This window comes from Comamonas sp. SY3, from assembly GCF_041730275.1.
Lineage (GTDB): Bacteria > Pseudomonadota > Gammaproteobacteria > Burkholderiales > Burkholderiaceae_C > Comamonas > Comamonas sediminis.
In genome coordinates this window covers 18,305-34,239 of the sequence record NZ_JBGTYN010000001.1, presented here as the reverse complement: position 1 = coordinate 34,239, position 15,935 = coordinate 18,305, and the positions used below count along the sequence as shown (strand labels likewise).

At 66.7% G+C, this 15,935-nt stretch carries 16 protein-coding genes; 11 read left to right on the top strand and 5 right to left on the bottom strand.

Annotated elements, in window-relative coordinates; genetic code table 11:
* The first annotated feature begins 20 nt into the window (after nt 1-20).
* The 9 genes from ACCQ08_RS00135 (at nt 21) to ACCQ08_RS00095 (ending at nt 8,673) form a co-directional block, all read left to right on the top strand.
* Entirely contained in the window at nt 21-1,220 is a 1,200-nt protein-coding gene (locus ACCQ08_RS00135; RefSeq protein WP_373448494.1) for an acyl-CoA dehydrogenase family protein, read from the top strand.
* Between the two features lie 4 nt (nt 1,221-1,224).
* Nucleotides 1,225-2,196, top strand: a complete 972-nt coding sequence (locus ACCQ08_RS00130; RefSeq protein WP_373448493.1) for an acyl-CoA dehydrogenase family protein — start codon at nt 1,225-1,227, stop codon at nt 2,194-2,196.
* The gene (locus ACCQ08_RS00125; protein ID WP_312455999.1) at nt 2,193-2,963 is read left to right on the top strand and encodes a glucose 1-dehydrogenase; all 771 of its coding nucleotides are present in this window, start codon (nt 2,193-2,195) and stop codon (nt 2,961-2,963) included. The genes ACCQ08_RS00130 and ACCQ08_RS00125 overlap by 4 nt, the downstream gene beginning before the upstream one ends.
* Nucleotides 2,964-2,975: 12 nt before the next feature.
* Nucleotides 2,976-4,256 carry an SDR family oxidoreductase gene (locus ACCQ08_RS00120; protein WP_373448492.1) on the top strand — a complete coding sequence of 427 codons (1,281 nt, stop codon included), beginning with the start codon at nt 2,976-2,978 and terminating at the stop codon, nt 4,254-4,256.
* Entirely contained in the window at nt 4,249-4,947 is a 699-nt protein-coding gene (locus ACCQ08_RS00115) for a carboxymuconolactone decarboxylase family protein (protein WP_373448491.1), read from the top strand. Before ACCQ08_RS00120 ends, ACCQ08_RS00115 begins: the two co-directional genes overlap by 8 nt.
* Complete coding sequence (locus ACCQ08_RS00110; protein WP_373448490.1) at nt 4,944-5,963, top strand: Bug family tripartite tricarboxylate transporter substrate binding protein; 1,020 nt, start codon at nt 4,944-4,946, stop codon at nt 5,961-5,963. Before ACCQ08_RS00115 ends, ACCQ08_RS00110 begins: the two co-directional genes overlap by 4 nt.
* A 120-nt stretch (nt 5,964-6,083) precedes the next feature.
* Nucleotides 6,084-7,073, top strand: a complete 990-nt coding sequence (locus ACCQ08_RS00105) for a Bug family tripartite tricarboxylate transporter substrate binding protein (RefSeq protein ID WP_373448489.1) — start codon at nt 6,084-6,086, stop codon at nt 7,071-7,073.
* A gap of 248 nt (nt 7,074-7,321) precedes the next feature.
* A complete protein-coding gene (locus tag ACCQ08_RS00100) occupies nt 7,322-8,194 on the top strand; it encodes a tripartite tricarboxylate transporter substrate binding protein (RefSeq protein WP_373448488.1) in 873 nt (290 codons plus the stop codon).
* A gap of 62 nt (nt 8,195-8,256) precedes the next feature.
* On the top strand, nt 8,257-8,673 hold the full coding sequence (locus tag ACCQ08_RS00095) for a DUF4124 domain-containing protein (RefSeq protein WP_373448487.1): 417 nt from the start codon (nt 8,257-8,259) through the stop codon (nt 8,671-8,673).
* A 52-nt stretch (nt 8,674-8,725) separates the two neighbouring features.
* On the opposite strand, the gene ACCQ08_RS00090 is transcribed toward ACCQ08_RS00095, so the two are convergent.
* The gene (locus ACCQ08_RS00090) at nt 8,726-9,706 is read right to left on the bottom strand and encodes a thymidylate synthase (protein ID WP_312834369.1); all 981 of its coding nucleotides are present in this window, start codon (nt 9,704-9,706) and stop codon (nt 8,726-8,728) included.
* Between the two features lie 342 nt (nt 9,707-10,048).
* Between ACCQ08_RS00090 and ACCQ08_RS00085 the strand changes: the two genes are divergently transcribed.
* On the top strand, nt 10,049-10,522 hold the full coding sequence (locus tag ACCQ08_RS00085; protein WP_313332493.1) for a hypothetical protein: 474 nt from the start codon (nt 10,049-10,051) through the stop codon (nt 10,520-10,522).
* Between the two features lie 70 nt (nt 10,523-10,592).
* Here the strand turns inward: ACCQ08_RS00085 and ACCQ08_RS00080 are convergent, their stop codons facing one another.
* Together ACCQ08_RS00080 and ACCQ08_RS00075 are read right to left on the bottom strand one after the other, a co-directional pair.
* Entirely contained in the window at nt 10,593-12,014 is a 1,422-nt protein-coding gene (locus ACCQ08_RS00080) for an FAD-binding oxidoreductase (protein WP_373448486.1), read from the bottom strand.
* 32 nt (nt 12,015-12,046) lie between these two features.
* Nucleotides 12,047-12,487: a DUF2069 domain-containing protein gene (locus tag ACCQ08_RS00075; RefSeq protein ID WP_312524917.1), complete on the bottom strand. Its 441-nt coding sequence runs from the start codon at nt 12,485-12,487 to the stop codon at nt 12,047-12,049.
* Between the two features lie 20 nt (nt 12,488-12,507).
* On the opposite strand from ACCQ08_RS00075, the gene ACCQ08_RS00070 reads away from it, so the two are divergent.
* The gene (locus ACCQ08_RS00070; RefSeq protein ID WP_373448485.1) at nt 12,508-13,899 is read left to right on the top strand and encodes a YihY family inner membrane protein; all 1,392 of its coding nucleotides are present in this window, start codon (nt 12,508-12,510) and stop codon (nt 13,897-13,899) included.
* A 106-nt stretch (nt 13,900-14,005) separates the two neighbouring features.
* On the opposite strand, the gene ACCQ08_RS00065 is transcribed toward ACCQ08_RS00070, so the two are convergent.
* Nucleotides 14,006-14,869 carry a PoNe immunity protein domain-containing protein gene (locus tag ACCQ08_RS00065; RefSeq protein ID WP_312524913.1) on the bottom strand — a complete coding sequence of 288 codons (864 nt, stop codon included), beginning with the start codon at nt 14,867-14,869 and terminating at the stop codon, nt 14,006-14,008.
* A 231-nt stretch (nt 14,870-15,100) separates the two neighbouring features.
* Nucleotides 15,101-15,934, bottom strand: a complete 834-nt coding sequence (locus ACCQ08_RS00060; RefSeq protein WP_373448484.1) for an alpha/beta fold hydrolase — start codon at nt 15,932-15,934, stop codon at nt 15,101-15,103.
* Nucleotide 15,935: the final 1 nt, after the last annotated feature.

Here is a 15,935-nt window from a genome sequence, read left to right as displayed (position 1 = left end):
ACTTTGATCGGAACTATGCGATGAAACAGGAAGAGAATTTCGCCCGCCCCGATGCCGCATCGGGCCCGGGCGCCTACCGGCAATATGCGCGTGAATGGCTGCACAGCCATTTGCCCGCCCATATGCGCGCCGACAGCGTGGACTACCGCACGCCCAGCCTGGACGAGTGCCGCGACTGGGAAGCGCGCATGTACCAGGCGGGCCTGGCCGGCATGACCTGGCCGGCCGCCTATGGCGGCCATGGTCTGAGCCTGCGCGAGCACTTGGCGGTGAACCAGGAAGTGGGCGCGCTGGCCATGCCTGAGAGCGTCAGCTCGATCGGCAAGGAGCTGGCCGGCCCCATCATCATGGCCGTGGGCACCGAGGCGCAAAAACAGGCCTTTCTGCCCGCGATTCTGGAGATGCGCGAGTACTGGTGCCAGGGCTTTTCCGAGCCCGAGGCCGGATCGGACCTGGCGCGGCTGCGCACCAAGGCGACGCCCGATGGCGATGACTGGCTGATCCAGGGCCAGAAGATCTGGACCAGCGGCGCCGCCAAGGCCCATTACTGCCTGCTGCTGACCCGCACCGGCACGGTGGCCGACAAGCACCGGGGCCTGCTGATGTTTGCGGTGCCGATGGACACGCCCGGCATCCGCGTGGTGCCGATCCGCTCCATCGACAACAAGCGGTCGTTCGCCGAGGTGTTTTTTGACCAGGTGCGCGTGCCCGATTCGGCCCGCCTGGGCGCTGCCGATGAAGGCTGGAGCGCGGCGATTCGCGTGCTGTCGATCGAGCGTGCCACCAACCGCATGTACCGCGCCTGGCGCTTTGAGTGCGAGCTGCGCCAGCTGGTGCGGGCCTACCAGTCCGAGCCCGCGCTGCGCGCCCGCTTGCAAGAGCCGGGCCTGCGCCAGGCGATTGGCCAGGTGGTCAGCCAGATCGATGGCCTCAAGGGCCTGGTCGAGCGCAGTGTGGAGCAGCTGCACGCCGGCGAGCCGATTGGTGCGCGCGGATCGCTCACCAAGCTGTACTGGTCCGAATGCCACCAGGCCTTTGCGTCGCTGGCGCTGGCGCTGGTGGCCGATATCAACCCCGGCCACAGCGCGCTGGCGCAACGCGCCAAGGCCCATTTCACGCAGGCCTACCTGTTCTCGCGCGCCGAGAGCATCTATGCCGGGACCACCGAAGTGCAGCTGGACGTCATTGCCCAGCGCATTCAACAGCTGACCAAGGACTGAGGGGATGACGATGCAAAGTGAAGAGCTGCAGCCCGAGGAGTTTGGGCAGGCGGCGCAGGCGGTCATCGCGGCGCTGCAAGGGCAAGGCCCGTCCGAGGCGGCCGCCGCCATGGCCGATGCCGGCCTGTTCGGCATTTGCGCCGATGAAGCGCAGGGCGGCCTGGGCCTGCCGCTGGCATTTGCGATGCCGGTGGTGCGCGTGGCGGGGCAGATGCAACTGTCCTACCCCCTGCCTGAGCAGATGGCCGCCAGCAAGGCGCTGCAGGGCACGCAGGCCGGCGGCCAGCTGCTGCGTGGCGAGAAATCGCTGTGCGTGGTGATGGCTGCGCAGGCCGCTGGCGGCTGGAGCGGGGTGGCGCGCAATGGCCAGCAGGCCGACTATGCGCTGGTGCAGACCGGTGCCGGTTTTGCGCTCTACGACAAGGCGGACTTGCGCTGCCAGGCCGAAGCAATGCTGGACCCGGAAGTGCCCCAGCTGTGGGTGTCGACCGCCGGTGCCGCGCCGCTGCTGAGCCTGGATGCGCAGCAGTCGCAGGCCTTTTGTGCCGACACCAAGCTGCTCTGGGCCGAGTATGTGAACGGCCTGTGCGCCGGCGCGCTGGAGCGCACTGCCGATTACCTGCAAGCGCGTGTGCAGTTTGGCCGGCCGCTGTCGGCCAAACAGGCGGTGCGCCACCACCTGGCGCGCATGTGCCTGCTGCTGGAGGCATCCAGCGCCCAGGCCTGGCGTGCGCTGCGTGCGGACGCATGCGATGCCCCCCGCGAGGCGGACAGCGCGTTGGCCGCTGCGTTGAGCCAGGGCGCCTGGGTGCTGGAAAAAGCCATCCACCTGCATGGTGGCATGGGCTTTACCTGGGAGCTGGGGCTGCACCGCAGCCTGCGCGAGCACAAAAAGCTGGACGCCAGCCTGGGTGCCGGTGCGCTGATGCGCGCCGTGGGCGCTGACTTTATCGACCGTTGTGAGGTGACGCCATGACAAGGGCCATCGCGAGAGACATGGAAGGCCGTGTGGCCCTGATCACCGGCGCCGGTGCCGGTATTGGCCGCGCCACCGCGCTGCAACTGGCCGCGCGCGGTGCAGTCGTGGCGGTGAATGATTTGAAGGAGGCGCTGGTGGAAGAAACCGTGGCCGCTATCACCGCGCAGGGCGGCCAGGCCTTTGGTGTGGTGAAGAACGTGGCCACACGGGAAGAGATGACCGCCGCCGTGGACGAGGCCCATGCGCGCCACCAGCGGCTGGACATTCTGGTCAACAACGCCGCCTGGGTGCGCTACCAATCGGTGAGCGAGATCATGCCCGAGACGGTGGACCGCATGCTGGACATCGGCTTCAAGGCGGTGCTCTGGGGCATCCAGGCCGCTGCGGCCCGCATGGATGCCGAGCGCGGTGGCGCCATCATCAATGTGGCCTCGGTTGCGGCGCTGCGCTCTGCCGGCAGCTCGATGGTGTATTCAGGCATCAAGGCCGGCGTGCTGGGCATTACCCGCGCTGCGGCGGCAGAGCTGGGTGAGCGCCATATCCGCGTGAATGCGGTCTGCCCCTCGGCCGTGCCGACCGAGGGCACGCAACGCAACCGCAATGCCGAGCGCGATGCCGGCCGCGTGGCCAGGACGCCGATGGGGCGCCTGGGCACGGTGGACGACATCGCCGGCACCATCTGCTTTCTCGCCAGCGATGCTGCGCAGTTCACCACCGCGCAGGCGCTGGTGGTGGACGGCGGCATTACCTTCACCAACATCTGAGGCGCCCGCTCCATGCCCGCTGTCTTGATCACCGGTGCTGCCTCCGGCATTGGCCGCGCTGCCGCGCTGCAGTTTGCGCAGCAGGGCTGGGACTGCCTGCTGGTCGACATCAGCCCTGCGATTGCCGCGCTGCCTGCGCACTGCCTGGCGCAGGGCGCCGCCCGTGCGCAGGCCTTTGCGCTGGACCTGACCGATGCACAGGCGCTGGCCCAGCTGGGCCGCCAGCTGGCTGCGCTGCCAGCGCTCGATGCGCTGGTCAACAACGCCGGTATCTCGGACAGCAGCGGCCGGCCGCTGGCCGAGCAGGCGCCCGCACAGTGGCAGCGCCTGCTGCGGCTGAACCTGCAGGCACCGCAGGCCTTGTTCGACACCTGCCTGCCGCGACTGAAGCCGGATGCGCGCATTGTCAATGTGTCCTCCGGCGCAGGGCAGAAGGCCATTCCCTGGCGCGGCCTCTACAGCCCCAGCAAGGCCGGGCTGATTGCCTGGTCGCACAGCCTGGCGCAGCGCTACCCGCAGCTGGGTGTGACCACCTTGTGCCCCGGTTTTGTGCGTACTGAGCTGGTGCAAGGGCTGATGGATGCAGGCCGCCTGGCGCTGGCCGATGCCGTTGCCAAGATTCCGCTGGGCCGCCTGGCCGAGCCCGAGGAAATGGCCGCAGCGCTGGTGTTTTTGGCGCAGCCGCAGGCGCATGTGCTGTCGGGCCAGGTCGTCTCGGTGGATGGTGGATCGGGCATTTATGGCGGCAGCAGCCGCTGCGCGCTGAACCCGGCTGTGCCTGCACCGTTGCAGACGCCGCTGCATCTGCAGCTGCAAGCAGGCAGCAATGCCGCCTGTGATGGTGCCTGGTTGCAAGCGCTGCAGGCGGATGCGCCTGCGCATGCGGCTGCAACAGGGGAGCGATGCCAAGGGGTGGTCAGCACCCAGGCGCTGGCGCCTGCTGGCGGCGATCTGCTGGAGGCCGTGCTGAGCGCCGGCCAGCAGTTTGCGGCTGCCCATGCGCGCGATGCCAGCCTGGTGCTGTTGCTGCCCGCTGGCGCGCCCCACGGCGTGCCTGCCTGGCAGCACCAGACGGCGCTGGCTGCCGTGCGCATGCTGGTGGCGACCCTGGCCTGCGAATGGGCCACCCAGGGCCTGCGCATCAATGCGCTGCTGCTGTCGCCTGAACAGGCCACGGGGGCGGCTGTGGCGCAACTGCTGCCGCTGGTCCGTTTTCTGGCCGGGGCGCAGGCGCAGTTTGTAACCGGGCAGTGCCTGGATATCTCAGGCACCAAGGAGAGCCACCATGGCTGAATGGGACACCGCCGCCGTTGAAGCCTTGTACCGCCAGGAGCGTGGCTACTGGCGGCCCTGGAACGCGCAGCTGCTGGCGCGCCGCCCGGCATTTTTGCAGGCCTATGCGCACTATGCCGGTTACCCGGCACGCAGCGGCGGCCTGAGCGAGCGCATGGTGGAACTCGTCTATGTGGCGCTCGATGCCTCCGCCAGCCATTTGTTTGCCAGCGGCTTGAAGCTGCACATGCAAAAGGCGCTGGCCTGCGGCGCCAGCGATGACGACTTGCTCGATGTGCTGACCTTGGTTTGCCTGCAAGGCGCAGGCGCGACTGCGGCGGCGCTGGATTCGGTAGCCCAGGTGTATGGTCTGCTGCCCGGCGCAGAGACCACGGCGGAAGACCTGCCGCCCGACCTGTGGGCGCGGCTGCAGGTGCTGGACCCGGCCTATTTTGGCCATCTGCAGGCGCTGGCCCGCACGGCAGAAAGCGGCAAGGGCCTGAGCGCAGGTGAGCGCTGCCTGATCACGATTGCGCTGCATGCCTGCTTTACCGCCAACCAGCCCGAGGCCTTGCGCGCAGCCTTGCAGCAGGCCCATGGCCTGGGCGTGGCGCGCGATGCGGTGGCGCAGGTCATCCAGATGGGTGCACACCTGGCGGTGCATGGCACGGCGCTGGGCATCACGGTGCTGGCTGAGCTGGAGGCGGCATGACATCGAACGACAAGGAGACAACGATGAACCAGTTGCGTAGCGAACGCCGCACCCTGCTGATGGCGGCCATGGCTGCCGCTCTGCCTGCCGCACTTCCCCTGGCGCGGGCGGCCGCGCCGTGGCCCAGCAAGCCGGTGCGCCTGGTGGTGACCAGCTCGCCGGGATCGGGCGGCGATGTGTTTGCCCGCTTGCTGGCGCCCGGCCTGCAGGCAGCGCTGGGCCAGCCCTTCTATGTGGAAAACAAGGTGGGCGCCAACGGCATCATCGCCAATGACTTTGTCGCCAAAAGCAGCGATGCGCACACGGTGCTGTTTGCGCCGTCGTCGGCCATCGTCATCAACCCGTTCATCCAGCCCAAGCTGCCCTATGACACGCAGCGCGATCTGCTGCCGGTGGGCCAGATAGGGCTGTCGGGAATTTTTCTGGTGGCCAATGCGGAGACCGGCATTGCATCCCTGGCCGACCTGGTGCGCTATGCCAAGGCCAACCCGGGCAAGCTGTCCTGCGGCTCCTGGGGCAATGGCTCGTCGGGCCATCTGGCGCTGGAGGGCCTCAAGGCCCATTACGGCATCGACATCCACCATGTGCCCTACAAGGCGCTGTCCACCGAGCTGTCGGACATCATCGGCAACAACATCGCGATGGGCTTCATGGACATCGCGTCGCCCGTGCCGCATATCCGCAATGGCAAGCTGCTGGCCGTGGGTGTGACCGGCACGCAGCGCGCACCGGCCACGCCGCAGGTGCCCACGTTTACCGATCAGGGCTTCAAGTTCGATGCGGACGGCTGGTATGGCGTGTTTCTGCCGGCCGCCACCTCCAACCCCGAGATGGTGGAGCGGCTCAACCAGGCCCTGGCGCAGGTGGCGCAAAGCGCCGATATCCGCAAAAAGTTTGAAGACCAGAACATGGCGCTGCCGGCCGTCAAGCCGGCGGCCGAGTTTGCCCGCTCCATCCAGTCCGATATGAAGATCTGGGGGGGCCTGGCCAAACTGGCCGATCTGAAGATGCCGTAACGAGCGCGCTGGCCGCTGCACCGGGCGCGACAAGCCCGGGCAGCGCTGACATGCCAGCGATGGAACCAGGGGGTAGCTGCGGCAGGGCCGGGCCATCCGCGATCAACAGGAGACAAAAAAATGACCGATTCATACGCAAGCTTCAACCGCCGGCAGATGCTGCTGGGCCTGCTCGCTGCAGCGGGCGCGGGCGCAACGTGGGCCAACACCGCCTGGCCCAACAAGGCGATCCGGATGATTGTGCCCGGGCCGGCCGGGTCAGGCGGCGACATCTTTGCGCGCCTGCTGCTGCCGCCGCTGCAGAGCTCGCTGAAGGAAAGCCTCTACGTCGAGAACAAGGCCGGCGCCAACGGCATCATCGGCAATGACCATGTGGCCAAGGCCCAGGCCGATGGCTATACCTTGCTGTTCTCGCCGTCGTCGTCGATTGCGATCAACCCCATCATCCAGCCCAAGATGCCCTATGACGCGATGCGCGACCTGGCACCGGTGGCCCAGATCGGGGCGGCAGGCATCCTGCTGGTGGCCAACCCGGCGACCGGCTTCAAGAACCTGGCCGACATGGTGCAGTACGCCAAGGCCAACCCAGGCCGCCTGGCCTATGGCTCCTGGGGCAGCGGCTCGACCGGCCACCTGGTGATGGAAGGCATCAAGGCCCACTACGGCCTGGACATGCCCCATGTGCCCTACAAGGGCACCGCTGTGGAGCTGGGCGATCTGCTGGCCAACACGATTGGCGTGGGCTTTATGGACATTGCCTCGCCGATCCCCCATGTCCGCAGCGGCAAGCTGCGTGCGCTGGGAGCCTCCGGATCGGCGCGCGGCCCTGCATTGCAGGATGTGCCGACCCTGACCGAGCAGGGCTACACCTTCGACGCCGACGGCTGGTACGGCGTGTTCGCACCCGCCAAGACGGACCCCAAGATCATCGACCGACTCAATGCCGATCTGGGCCAGGCGCTGGGCAGCCCCGAGATGAAGGCCAAGTTTGCCGAGCAGAACATGCTGATCCCTGCGCACAAGTCGGCCGCCGAGTTCAGCCAGGTCGTCAAGCGCGACATGGCGCTGTGGCAGCAGCTGGCCAAGGTGGCCAAGCTCAAGGTCGATTGAGCGGCGCCGTGGGCAAGCTGCAGGGCTGAAGGCGCTGCAGTCCTGCCCAGGGATCCTCTGTGCCGCAACGGTACAGCCCACTTTTGCAACGGTCTGGCAATTGCCCGGCAGACAGGCTGGGCAAGGGAGGTCTTATGTTTAGAAGGCATTCTTGGCGCACTACAGCCCTGGGGCTGGGTCTGGCTTTTTGCGCTGCAGCCGCGTCCGCGTCCGCGGCCGAGGCGACGGCCGCTTTCCCCAACAAACGCGTGACGATCGTGGTGCCGTATTCGGCCGGCGGCCTGACCGATACGCTGGCCCGGTCGCTGGCGGCCAAGCTCGCTACGCTCTGGGGCCAGCCGGTGGTGGTGGAGAACCGCGACGGCGCGGGCACCATCATAGGGACCAGCGCAGTGGCACGCACCCCGGCCGATGGCTATACGCTGCTGTTCACCAGCTATGCCTACACCTCCAACCCGGTGCTGCGCCGCCAGCTGCCCTATGGGCCCGATGCCTTCCGGCCCGTGGGCCTGCTGGGCTCCAGCCACAATGTGCTGCTGGTCACCAACCGCTTGCGCGGGCAGTCGCTGCAACACTTGATCGACCGCGCCAAGGCCGAGCCCGGATCGCTGAAGCTGGCCTCATCCGGCCCCGGATCGAGCCCGCATCTGGGCGCCGAGCTGTTTGCGACGAAGGCGGGTATCCGCTTTACCCATGTGCCTTACAAGGGGCAGGGCCCGGCGATGACCGATCTGATGGCCGGTGTGGTCGATGGCATGTTTGACGGCATGTCGTCGTACGCACTGGTCAAATCCGGCAAGGTGGCGGCGGTGGCCATGGCCTCCGAGCAGCGCCACCCGGACGCGCCCGAGATTCCGACCTTCAAGGAGCTGGGCATGGACTTTGTCAGCGGCAGCTGGTTTGGCATGCTGGCACCGGCTGCCACACCCGATGCGGTGGTGCAGCAGATCAATGCCGATCTGCACCGCGCGGTGGAAGACCCTGCAGTGCGCGCGCAGATTGCCAAGACCGGTTTGCTGGTAGCGCTGTCCACCCCCGAGGCCTTTGGCCAGTACCTGCAGGCCGAAACCAAAAAGCTGCAGGCCCTGGTCAAGAGCGGCGTGCGCATCGAGTTGAACTGAGCCGGAGGCACGGGGGCGGGCTGCCGCATAATGGGCTTTTCGCCATTTGTCTGGACTGCCCCATGCCCCACGCCCGCCCCACCTTTGCTGCCGGATTGCTCGCGGCAGCGTGCTGCTTGAGCGCACCGGCATGGGCCATCAACAAATGCGTTGATGCCCAGGGCCGCACCAGCTTTCAGGACGAGCCCTGCGCGGCCGGGCAGAAGGCCGAGACCATCATCGTGACACCGTCCAGCCAGGGCATCAACCCGCGCGAGCATGACCGCCCGGTCACCAGCCGCCCGGCGGATAACCCACCGGCGTCCGCACCACCGGCAGCAGCACCCGCGGATGCCCCCGAGCCGCGTCCGGCCGATTGCCCCGATCCGGAGCGCATGAAGAGCATGCAGATCGAAGCTGAGTCGATTGCGCTGCCGCTGCCGATCCGCAAGCAAAAGCGGGCGTCGTTTGAGGCGCTGAAGGCGCGCTGCGGGGGCTGAAGGCCCTATGGCTCCCACCTGAGCAAACGCCCGCGATAGCGGGCGTTTCTGTTTATACGGCCATCGGCGCCGTCAACGGCGCATGGTGCTGGTAGCCTTCCAGCCAGAAGTCCGACGGTTCGACCTTTTCCAGCCATTCGGGCTGGTACTGGCCGGTCACCGCGTAGTCGGGGATGCGGTCCGACAGCACCAGCTTGGGGGATTCAAAGGGCTCGCGCTTGAGCTGCTCCTGCAGCATGTCCAGGTGGTTTTCGTAGATGTGGGCATCACCGATGAAGTAGGTAAACCAGCGCGGTGTGTAGCCACTCAGGCGCCCCATCAGGTGCAGCAGCGCGGCGCCTTCGGTCAGGTTGAAGGGGGTGCCCAGGCCCACATCATTGCTGCGGATATACAGGCACAGCGAGATCTCGCGCTTGCTCTGGTCGACGAGGAACTGGTAGAGCAGATGGCAGGGGGGCAGGGCCATTTCTTCGAGCTGGGCCCAGTTCCAGCCGTGGAAGAGGATGCGGCGGCTGCCCGGGTCGGTCATGATGGTGTCCAGGCACTGGCGCAGCTGGTCGATGGCCTTGTAGAGCACGATCTGGCGTTTGCCGCCTTCGGCCACTTCGCCGATCTGGGTGTAGCCCTTGGCAAGCGCGTCGGCCACCTGGGCCTGGCTGTGGGGCTGGGCCAGGTCGATCAGCTTGTAGGCCGGCCATTGGCGCCATTGCACGCCGTAGACGGGGCCCAGGTCATCGGCCTCCAGGCGGTAGGGGTTGGCCAGCCAGGCCTGGTTTTCATTGGCATTCTGGTCCCAGACCTTGCAGCCCAGCGCGCGGAAATCGGCGGCGCTGCGCGCGGCGCGCAGAAAACCGACCATCTCGCCGATGGCGGATTTGAAAGCCAGCTTCTTGGTGGTGACGGCCGGAAAGCCTTGCTGCAGATCAAACTTGAGCATGGCGCCGGGCATGCTGAGCGTGCGGATGCCTGTGCGGTTGGTCTGCCAGGAGCCTTGGTCCAGGATGTTCTGCACGAGTTGGAGGTATTGCTTCATGTTCTTCTGGGGCTGTTCGGGGGGCCTGGCCGCATCGCCGCCCGGGGGCGGGCGCCTGGCCCGGCGCGGGCATGCGTGCCAAGGCGGCGGGACAGGTGGCAAGGCCCAAAGGATGTACTGTACGACGGCCGCGTTGCTTGCGTAGGCCGTAAGGATAAGCGCCTGTGGGAGATACCTGCGATGGCCATTGCCGCGCAAAAATTGGTGTAGGGTGTCGGCTTTGGCGCCCGGGCCCACCGGAGCCGGCGGCACACCGCCGTGGCCCAAGCCGGTGGGCGCCGGGACATCGACAGTTTGCCGGGCGCAGGAGAGGGCGCTGCAAACGCTGACAAGGACACCGATATGTGGACGATGACGAAGAAATGGGGCCTGGCCCTGGGCGCAGCTGCGGCGCTGGCGCTGGCCGGCTGCCAGACGGCGCCCGCTGGCATGGACCCCAACGGCCAGCAGGCCTGGAATCAGCTGCAGGCCCAGGTGGGCCAGTATCCGCACGATGCCGCTTTCCTGCAGCAGGGCGTGATGGCTGCGCGCATGCAGCACCTGCTGGGTGAGCACCGTGCGGCCTTCATGCAGAACCTGCAGGTGACCGGGCCGCTGAGCAAGCAGGGTTCCGTCTACTACATCACCGGCAACCGCCAGCACGATGGTGGCCAGAATGCCGCCGCCGTGGCCCTGGATGCCAAGAGCAACACCATGCGCATCTGGTGGCTGCAGGACGGCCAGCCCCGCGTGGTGCAGGACCCGGGCGCGGCCTTCTCCTGGCCCAAGGATGTAAACCAGATGATCAGCAACGCGGTGGGCACGCCGGCGTCCTGATCCTTCGGCGCGCTAAAAAACAGGGCGGCACCTCATCGAGGGCCGCCCTTTTTGGTGGTGTGCAGCTTATTTAGCCGCGTGTGACCATCGCATGCGGGTTCATGATGTTCTGCGGGTCCAGCGCGGCCTTGACCGCACGCATCATCGACAAGGCCACCGGCGACTGGTACTGCGGCAGGGTGTCGACCTTGAGCGTGCCGATGCCGTGCTCGGCCGAGATGGAGCCGCCGAAAGCGGCGACTGCGTCATAGACGATGTGGTTGACCTCGTGCTCATGCTCATCGAGGAACTGCTTGGCGTCGACGCCCTCGGGCGCCTGCACATTGAAGTGCAGATTGCCGTCGCCCAGGTGGCCGAAATTGACCAGGCGCATGCCCGGCACCTTGTCGTTGAGCACCTGCGTGGCATGCTCGACAAACTCGGGGATGCGCGAGATGGGCACCGAGATGTCGTGCTTGATGTTGAGGCCTTCCTCGACCTGTGCGAGCGGAATGCTCTCGCGGATATGCCAGAGGTTGTGGGCCTGGCCCAGGTTCTCGGCCACGACGGCGTCGAGCACGATTTCCTGCTCGAAGGCGGCTTCCATCAGCGCCTCAAAGCGGCTGCGGGCATGTTCTTCCGATTCGCTGTCGGAGTTTTCCAGCACGACGGCGTAGGGGAAGGCGGGGTTGTCGATAAAGGGCACGCGCAGCTGGGGCATGTGCTTGTCCACCAAGGTCAGCGCAAAGCGGTTCATCACCTCGAAGCCGGTCAGGCCCGCGCCCAGGTACTGGTGGGCCAGCGCCAGCAGGCGCACGGCGGCATCGAACGACGGCAGTGCCGCCCAGGCGGTGAGCTGGCTCGCCGGCATCGGGTAGATCTTCATCGTTGCGGCGGTGATCACGCCCAAGGTGCCTTCGCTGCCGATGAAGAGGTTGCGCAGGTCGTAGCCGGTGTTGTCCTTGCGCAGGCCCTTGAGGCCGTTCCAGATCTCGCCCTGCGCATTGACGACTTCGAGGCCCAGGCAGAGCTCGCGGGTATTGCCATAGCGCACGACCTGGGTGCCGCCGGCATTGGTGCCCAGGTTGCCGCCGATGGTGCAGCTGCCTTCGGCCGCCAGCGACAGCGGGAACAGGTAGCCCTGGCTTTCGCAGCGCTCCTGCAGGGTTTGCAGAATGCAGCCGGCCTCGACCGTGACGGTGAGGTTGTCCTTGTCGATCGCACGGATGGCCTGCATGCGGCCCAGGTTCAGCACCACCTGCTGGCCCGAGGTGTCGGGCGTGGAGCCCACGACCAGGCCGGTGTTGCCGCCCTGGGGCACGATGGAGGTGCCGTTGGCCGCGCAGGCCTTGACGACGGCCGCCACTTGCTCGGTCGTGGCGGGGCGTACCACCGCCAGCGCCTTGCCGTGGACGCGGCGGCGCCAGTCCTGTTCGTAGGCGCTCAGGTCGCCCTCGGTAAGCACATGGGCATCGCCCACTATCTGGCGCAAGCTCGCTATCAGGTCGGTCATTGGAGGTCTCAGCACATGAAAAGAAAAAAGGTCTAGGAAGCGGCGGCCGGCTGGGGCGCCGGGGCCACGGCGCGTTGGCGGCCCCGGATATGCACCACGCAGGCGGCAAACAGCAGCAGGCACAGTGCGATCTCGGCCAGCGCGCACCAGCGGCTGGGCGCGGCATCGCCCCAGGCGCGCACCACGCCTTCGACAAAATACAGCCACACCAGCAGGCTCAGCCAGCGGTAGGTATACATGCGGTGCTTGAGCAGGCCGGCCAGCGGAAGGCACAGCGGCAAGGCCTTGAGCACCAGCCAGGAGCCGCCCGGCCGCAACGGAGCGAGCCACAGCTCCCAGGCCAGGCACAGCACGACGAGGCCCAGCAGCGCCGCCACCGCCAGCCAGCGCGAATATTGCGCAGCGGCGCCGGCCGGCGCAGGCGTTACCAATTCAGGCAGATTTGCCGCAGGATCAGGGGTGGATACAGGCATGGAAATGGCATCATATCGGTATGTACGTAAGTGATGAGAAAAACGCGGCATCTTTGCAGGTGCATCGGCGCCAGGGATGGGCGCTGTGGTGGCAGCAGTTTGCGGCGTTTCCGTGGCGCAATACCGTCAACACCTTGCGCACGCGCTTCGGTGAGGACCGCCTGGGCCTGACGGCCAGCAGCCTGACCTTTACCACGATGCTGGCACTGGTGCCCTTTTTCACGGTGGCACTGGCCTTGCTCACCGCCTTTCCGATGTTTGCGACGGTCGAGGCGCAGTTGCAGCGCTGGCTGATCGAGAGCCTGATCCCCAGCACCATTGCGAGCCAGGTGCTGGGCTACATCACGCAGTTTGCGTCCAAGGCCAGCCGCCTGGGCCTGGCGGGGCTGAGCTTTTTGCTGGTGACAGCGCTGGCGCTGATCCTGACGATGGACCGTACCCTGAACAACATCTGGCGCGTGCGCCAGCTGCGGCCGCTGGGCCAGCGCGTGCTTATCTACTGGGCGGCCATGTCGCTGGGCCCGCTGGTGCTGGCCTCCAGCCTGGTGCTGACGTCGTCGGTGGTGGCGGCCTCGCGCAGCGCCTTTGGCGAGCTGCCGTACCTGATCCGGCTGGCCTTTGATTCGCTGGAGTTTGTGCTGCTGGCATCGGGCGTGACTGCGATGTACCGCTATGTGCCCAACACCCATGTGCGCTGGCGCGATGCGCTGGCCGGCGGTCTGTTCGTGGCCGTGGGCATCGAGGTGGCCAAGAAGGTGCTGACCTTGTACCTCGTGCATGTGCCGACCTATTCGACGATCTATGGCACCTTTGCCACCTTGCCAATCTTGCTGATCTGGATCTATGTGGCCTGGGTGATCGTACTGCTGGGCGCGGTGGTGGCCGCGTACCTGCCCAGCCTGCTGGCAGGCGTGGCGCGGCTGCCGCTGGCGCAGAGCTGGGATTTTCAGCTGGCGCTGGAATGCCTGCGCGCGCTCAACCTGATGCGCTACCAACCCGAAAAGGGCCTGTACCTGCACCAGCTTGCCACCCGCCTGCAGGTGGAGGATGTGCAGCTGCATCGCGCGCTCGATGTGCTGTGCCAACTCGACTGGGTGGGCGCTGTGGTGGATGTCGATGAACACCGAACCGGCACCGGTGCGCCCGAGAGCCAGCATGACATGCGCTATGTGCTGCTGATCGAGCCTGCGCAGACCCTGGCCGCGCCGCTGGTGGCTGCGCTGATGCTCGATCGCAATGAAGCCACCGAGCCGCTGTGGTGGCACAGCGGCCTGGACCAGATGGTGCTGATTGCGCTGCTGGAGCGCCGCCAGTGGCTGCCTGATGCGGCACCGGAGCCCGAGGTGCAAGCGCCAGCGCAGGCGCTGGCGCCGGGTGATGAGGGGGACCAGGCCGTGCAAGCCAAGGCCTGAGCGTTGTTTCAGGGGCCGGAGGTGCTGCGACCTTCAGACCGCTTGCTGGCTTGCCTGCGCCGGCCGCCACCTGCACCCGCTTGCGCGGAGGGGCGCTACACGCCCTTCAGTGGACGGCGAAGCTGGCCTCGTTGAATGCCAGCCGCTGGCGCGCCAGCGCCACCATGTCGGCGGGGTAGCAGCTGAAGGCGGTCAGTGCGCTGTCGTCGAGTTCATACAGCACCACCAGCGCGGCGACCTCCCAGGCCCAACGTGGATGGTGTTCGCCCATGCCGATCAGCCGGCCAATGGCCGCCAGCGTCGGGTGGGGCTGGCTGCTGTAGTGTTCTTCCAGATAGTGCTGCAGTGGCGCGGTGCCCAGCTCGGTCTGCTCGAAGAAGGCGGCCAGATCGGCATAAGGTTTGGGGCAGAACACCTGGGCGGAGGCCTCGTCCTTGTCGCAGGCGACGGCGCTGAGGTAGTCGAGCAGGCAGTCACAGCGGTTGCCCAGCAGCCGTTTGACGATGCCGGGGATCAGTTCCTGGCGCTCCAGCAGGATCGGCAAAGCGAGCAGTTGCACAGCAGCCGGGTAGTTGTTGGAGGCGGGGTTGAAGGGCTGCACCGCCTGCGCAGGCGTGGCCGCAGCGCTGCGCATGAAATCCGCGTATTCATTGCACCAGTGCAACACGTGCTCGAACAGACCTTCCATCGCACGCGGGGGCAGGCCACGGCTGTAGGCCAGGTCCAGCAGCGCCAGCGACTGCAGCGCAGCCCGGCACCAGCCGGCGCGCGCTGCGCGTTGGCTGTCGGCGTCCAGATCCTGCACGTCCAGACCATAGTAGCCATGGCTGGAGAATTCATGCAGGCTTGACAACTGGTCCGCCCAGGTCTCCGCCCAACGCTCCAGGTCCATGTCCACGCGTGGCCGCAACAGGTGCCAGGGTTGCGCCTGGCAGTGCTGCAGCAAACAGGGAAGGGCCTTGTATTGCATAAGTCGTATGTATCCGGTCTGCAGCTTTTCAGATGCAGCTGTCTGGGCCTCCATCGGCCTAGTGGATAGGCTAACGCATTTGCTGCCTAGAATGCGGCATTTTCTGCGGAGGCTTACGCCTTCTTACGCCAGATACATACGGGATAGACTGCTATAAAAACAAAAGCAATCACACCATAGCAAAACTGGTGGCGCCATCGGGAGCGGCTCTTGTTGCGCCGCAGCATTTCCTCAGGCGGCGCGCTGGGAGGCGGGCGGGGCCTTGAGAAAATCATGGATGGCGAACAAGGTCTCATCGGGCGACTCGGTCATCTGGTTGTGACCGCAGGGCACCATGCGGACCTGCACCTGCTTGCCGGCCGCCTGGGCTGCATCCACCAGGCTGCGCGCGGCGCGGGCCGGGGTCATCTGGTCCTGCTCGCCCAGCACGAACAGCACCGGGCAGGCCAGCGCGGCCATGGCGGGCTGGCCGTTGCGGTAGCTGTCGCAGGCGACAAAACCGGTGTGCAGCAGGTTGGTATCGCTGTTGCTCGCCTGCACGCGGCGGGCCAGCGCCATGCCTGCGCCAAACACCCAGCTGCCGGCACCCGAAGGGGGGGCCAAGGTCGCGCGCGAGAAGGTCTGCACCATGCCAATGGCCTGGTCAGTGGCGTTCAACGCTTGCTCCAGCAAGGCGGGCGCGACCTTCATCGGATCGGCAGTGCCGACCAGCACCAGGTGGCTGATGCGTTCGCCCAGGCGTGCGGCCGCTTCCATCGCAATCAGGCTGCCCCAGCTGTGGCCGATGAGGGCGGCGCGCTCCAGCCCGGCGGCATCGAGCAGCTGGGCGATGGTGCCGGCGGCCTGCTCCACAGTCTGCGGCGCGGCGCCACCGCTCTTGCAGTGCCCCGGCAGGTCGATGGCCAGCACATTCCAGCCATGGTTGGCGAGGTAGCGGCTTTGCAGCGCCCAGACGCTGTGGTCGCACAGCACGCCGTGGATGAAGAGGGCAGTGGGCTGGTTGGCATTGAGCGCCTTGCCGCCGGTGTAGGCATACAGGTCGGCACCTTGAACTTGGATTCGCATG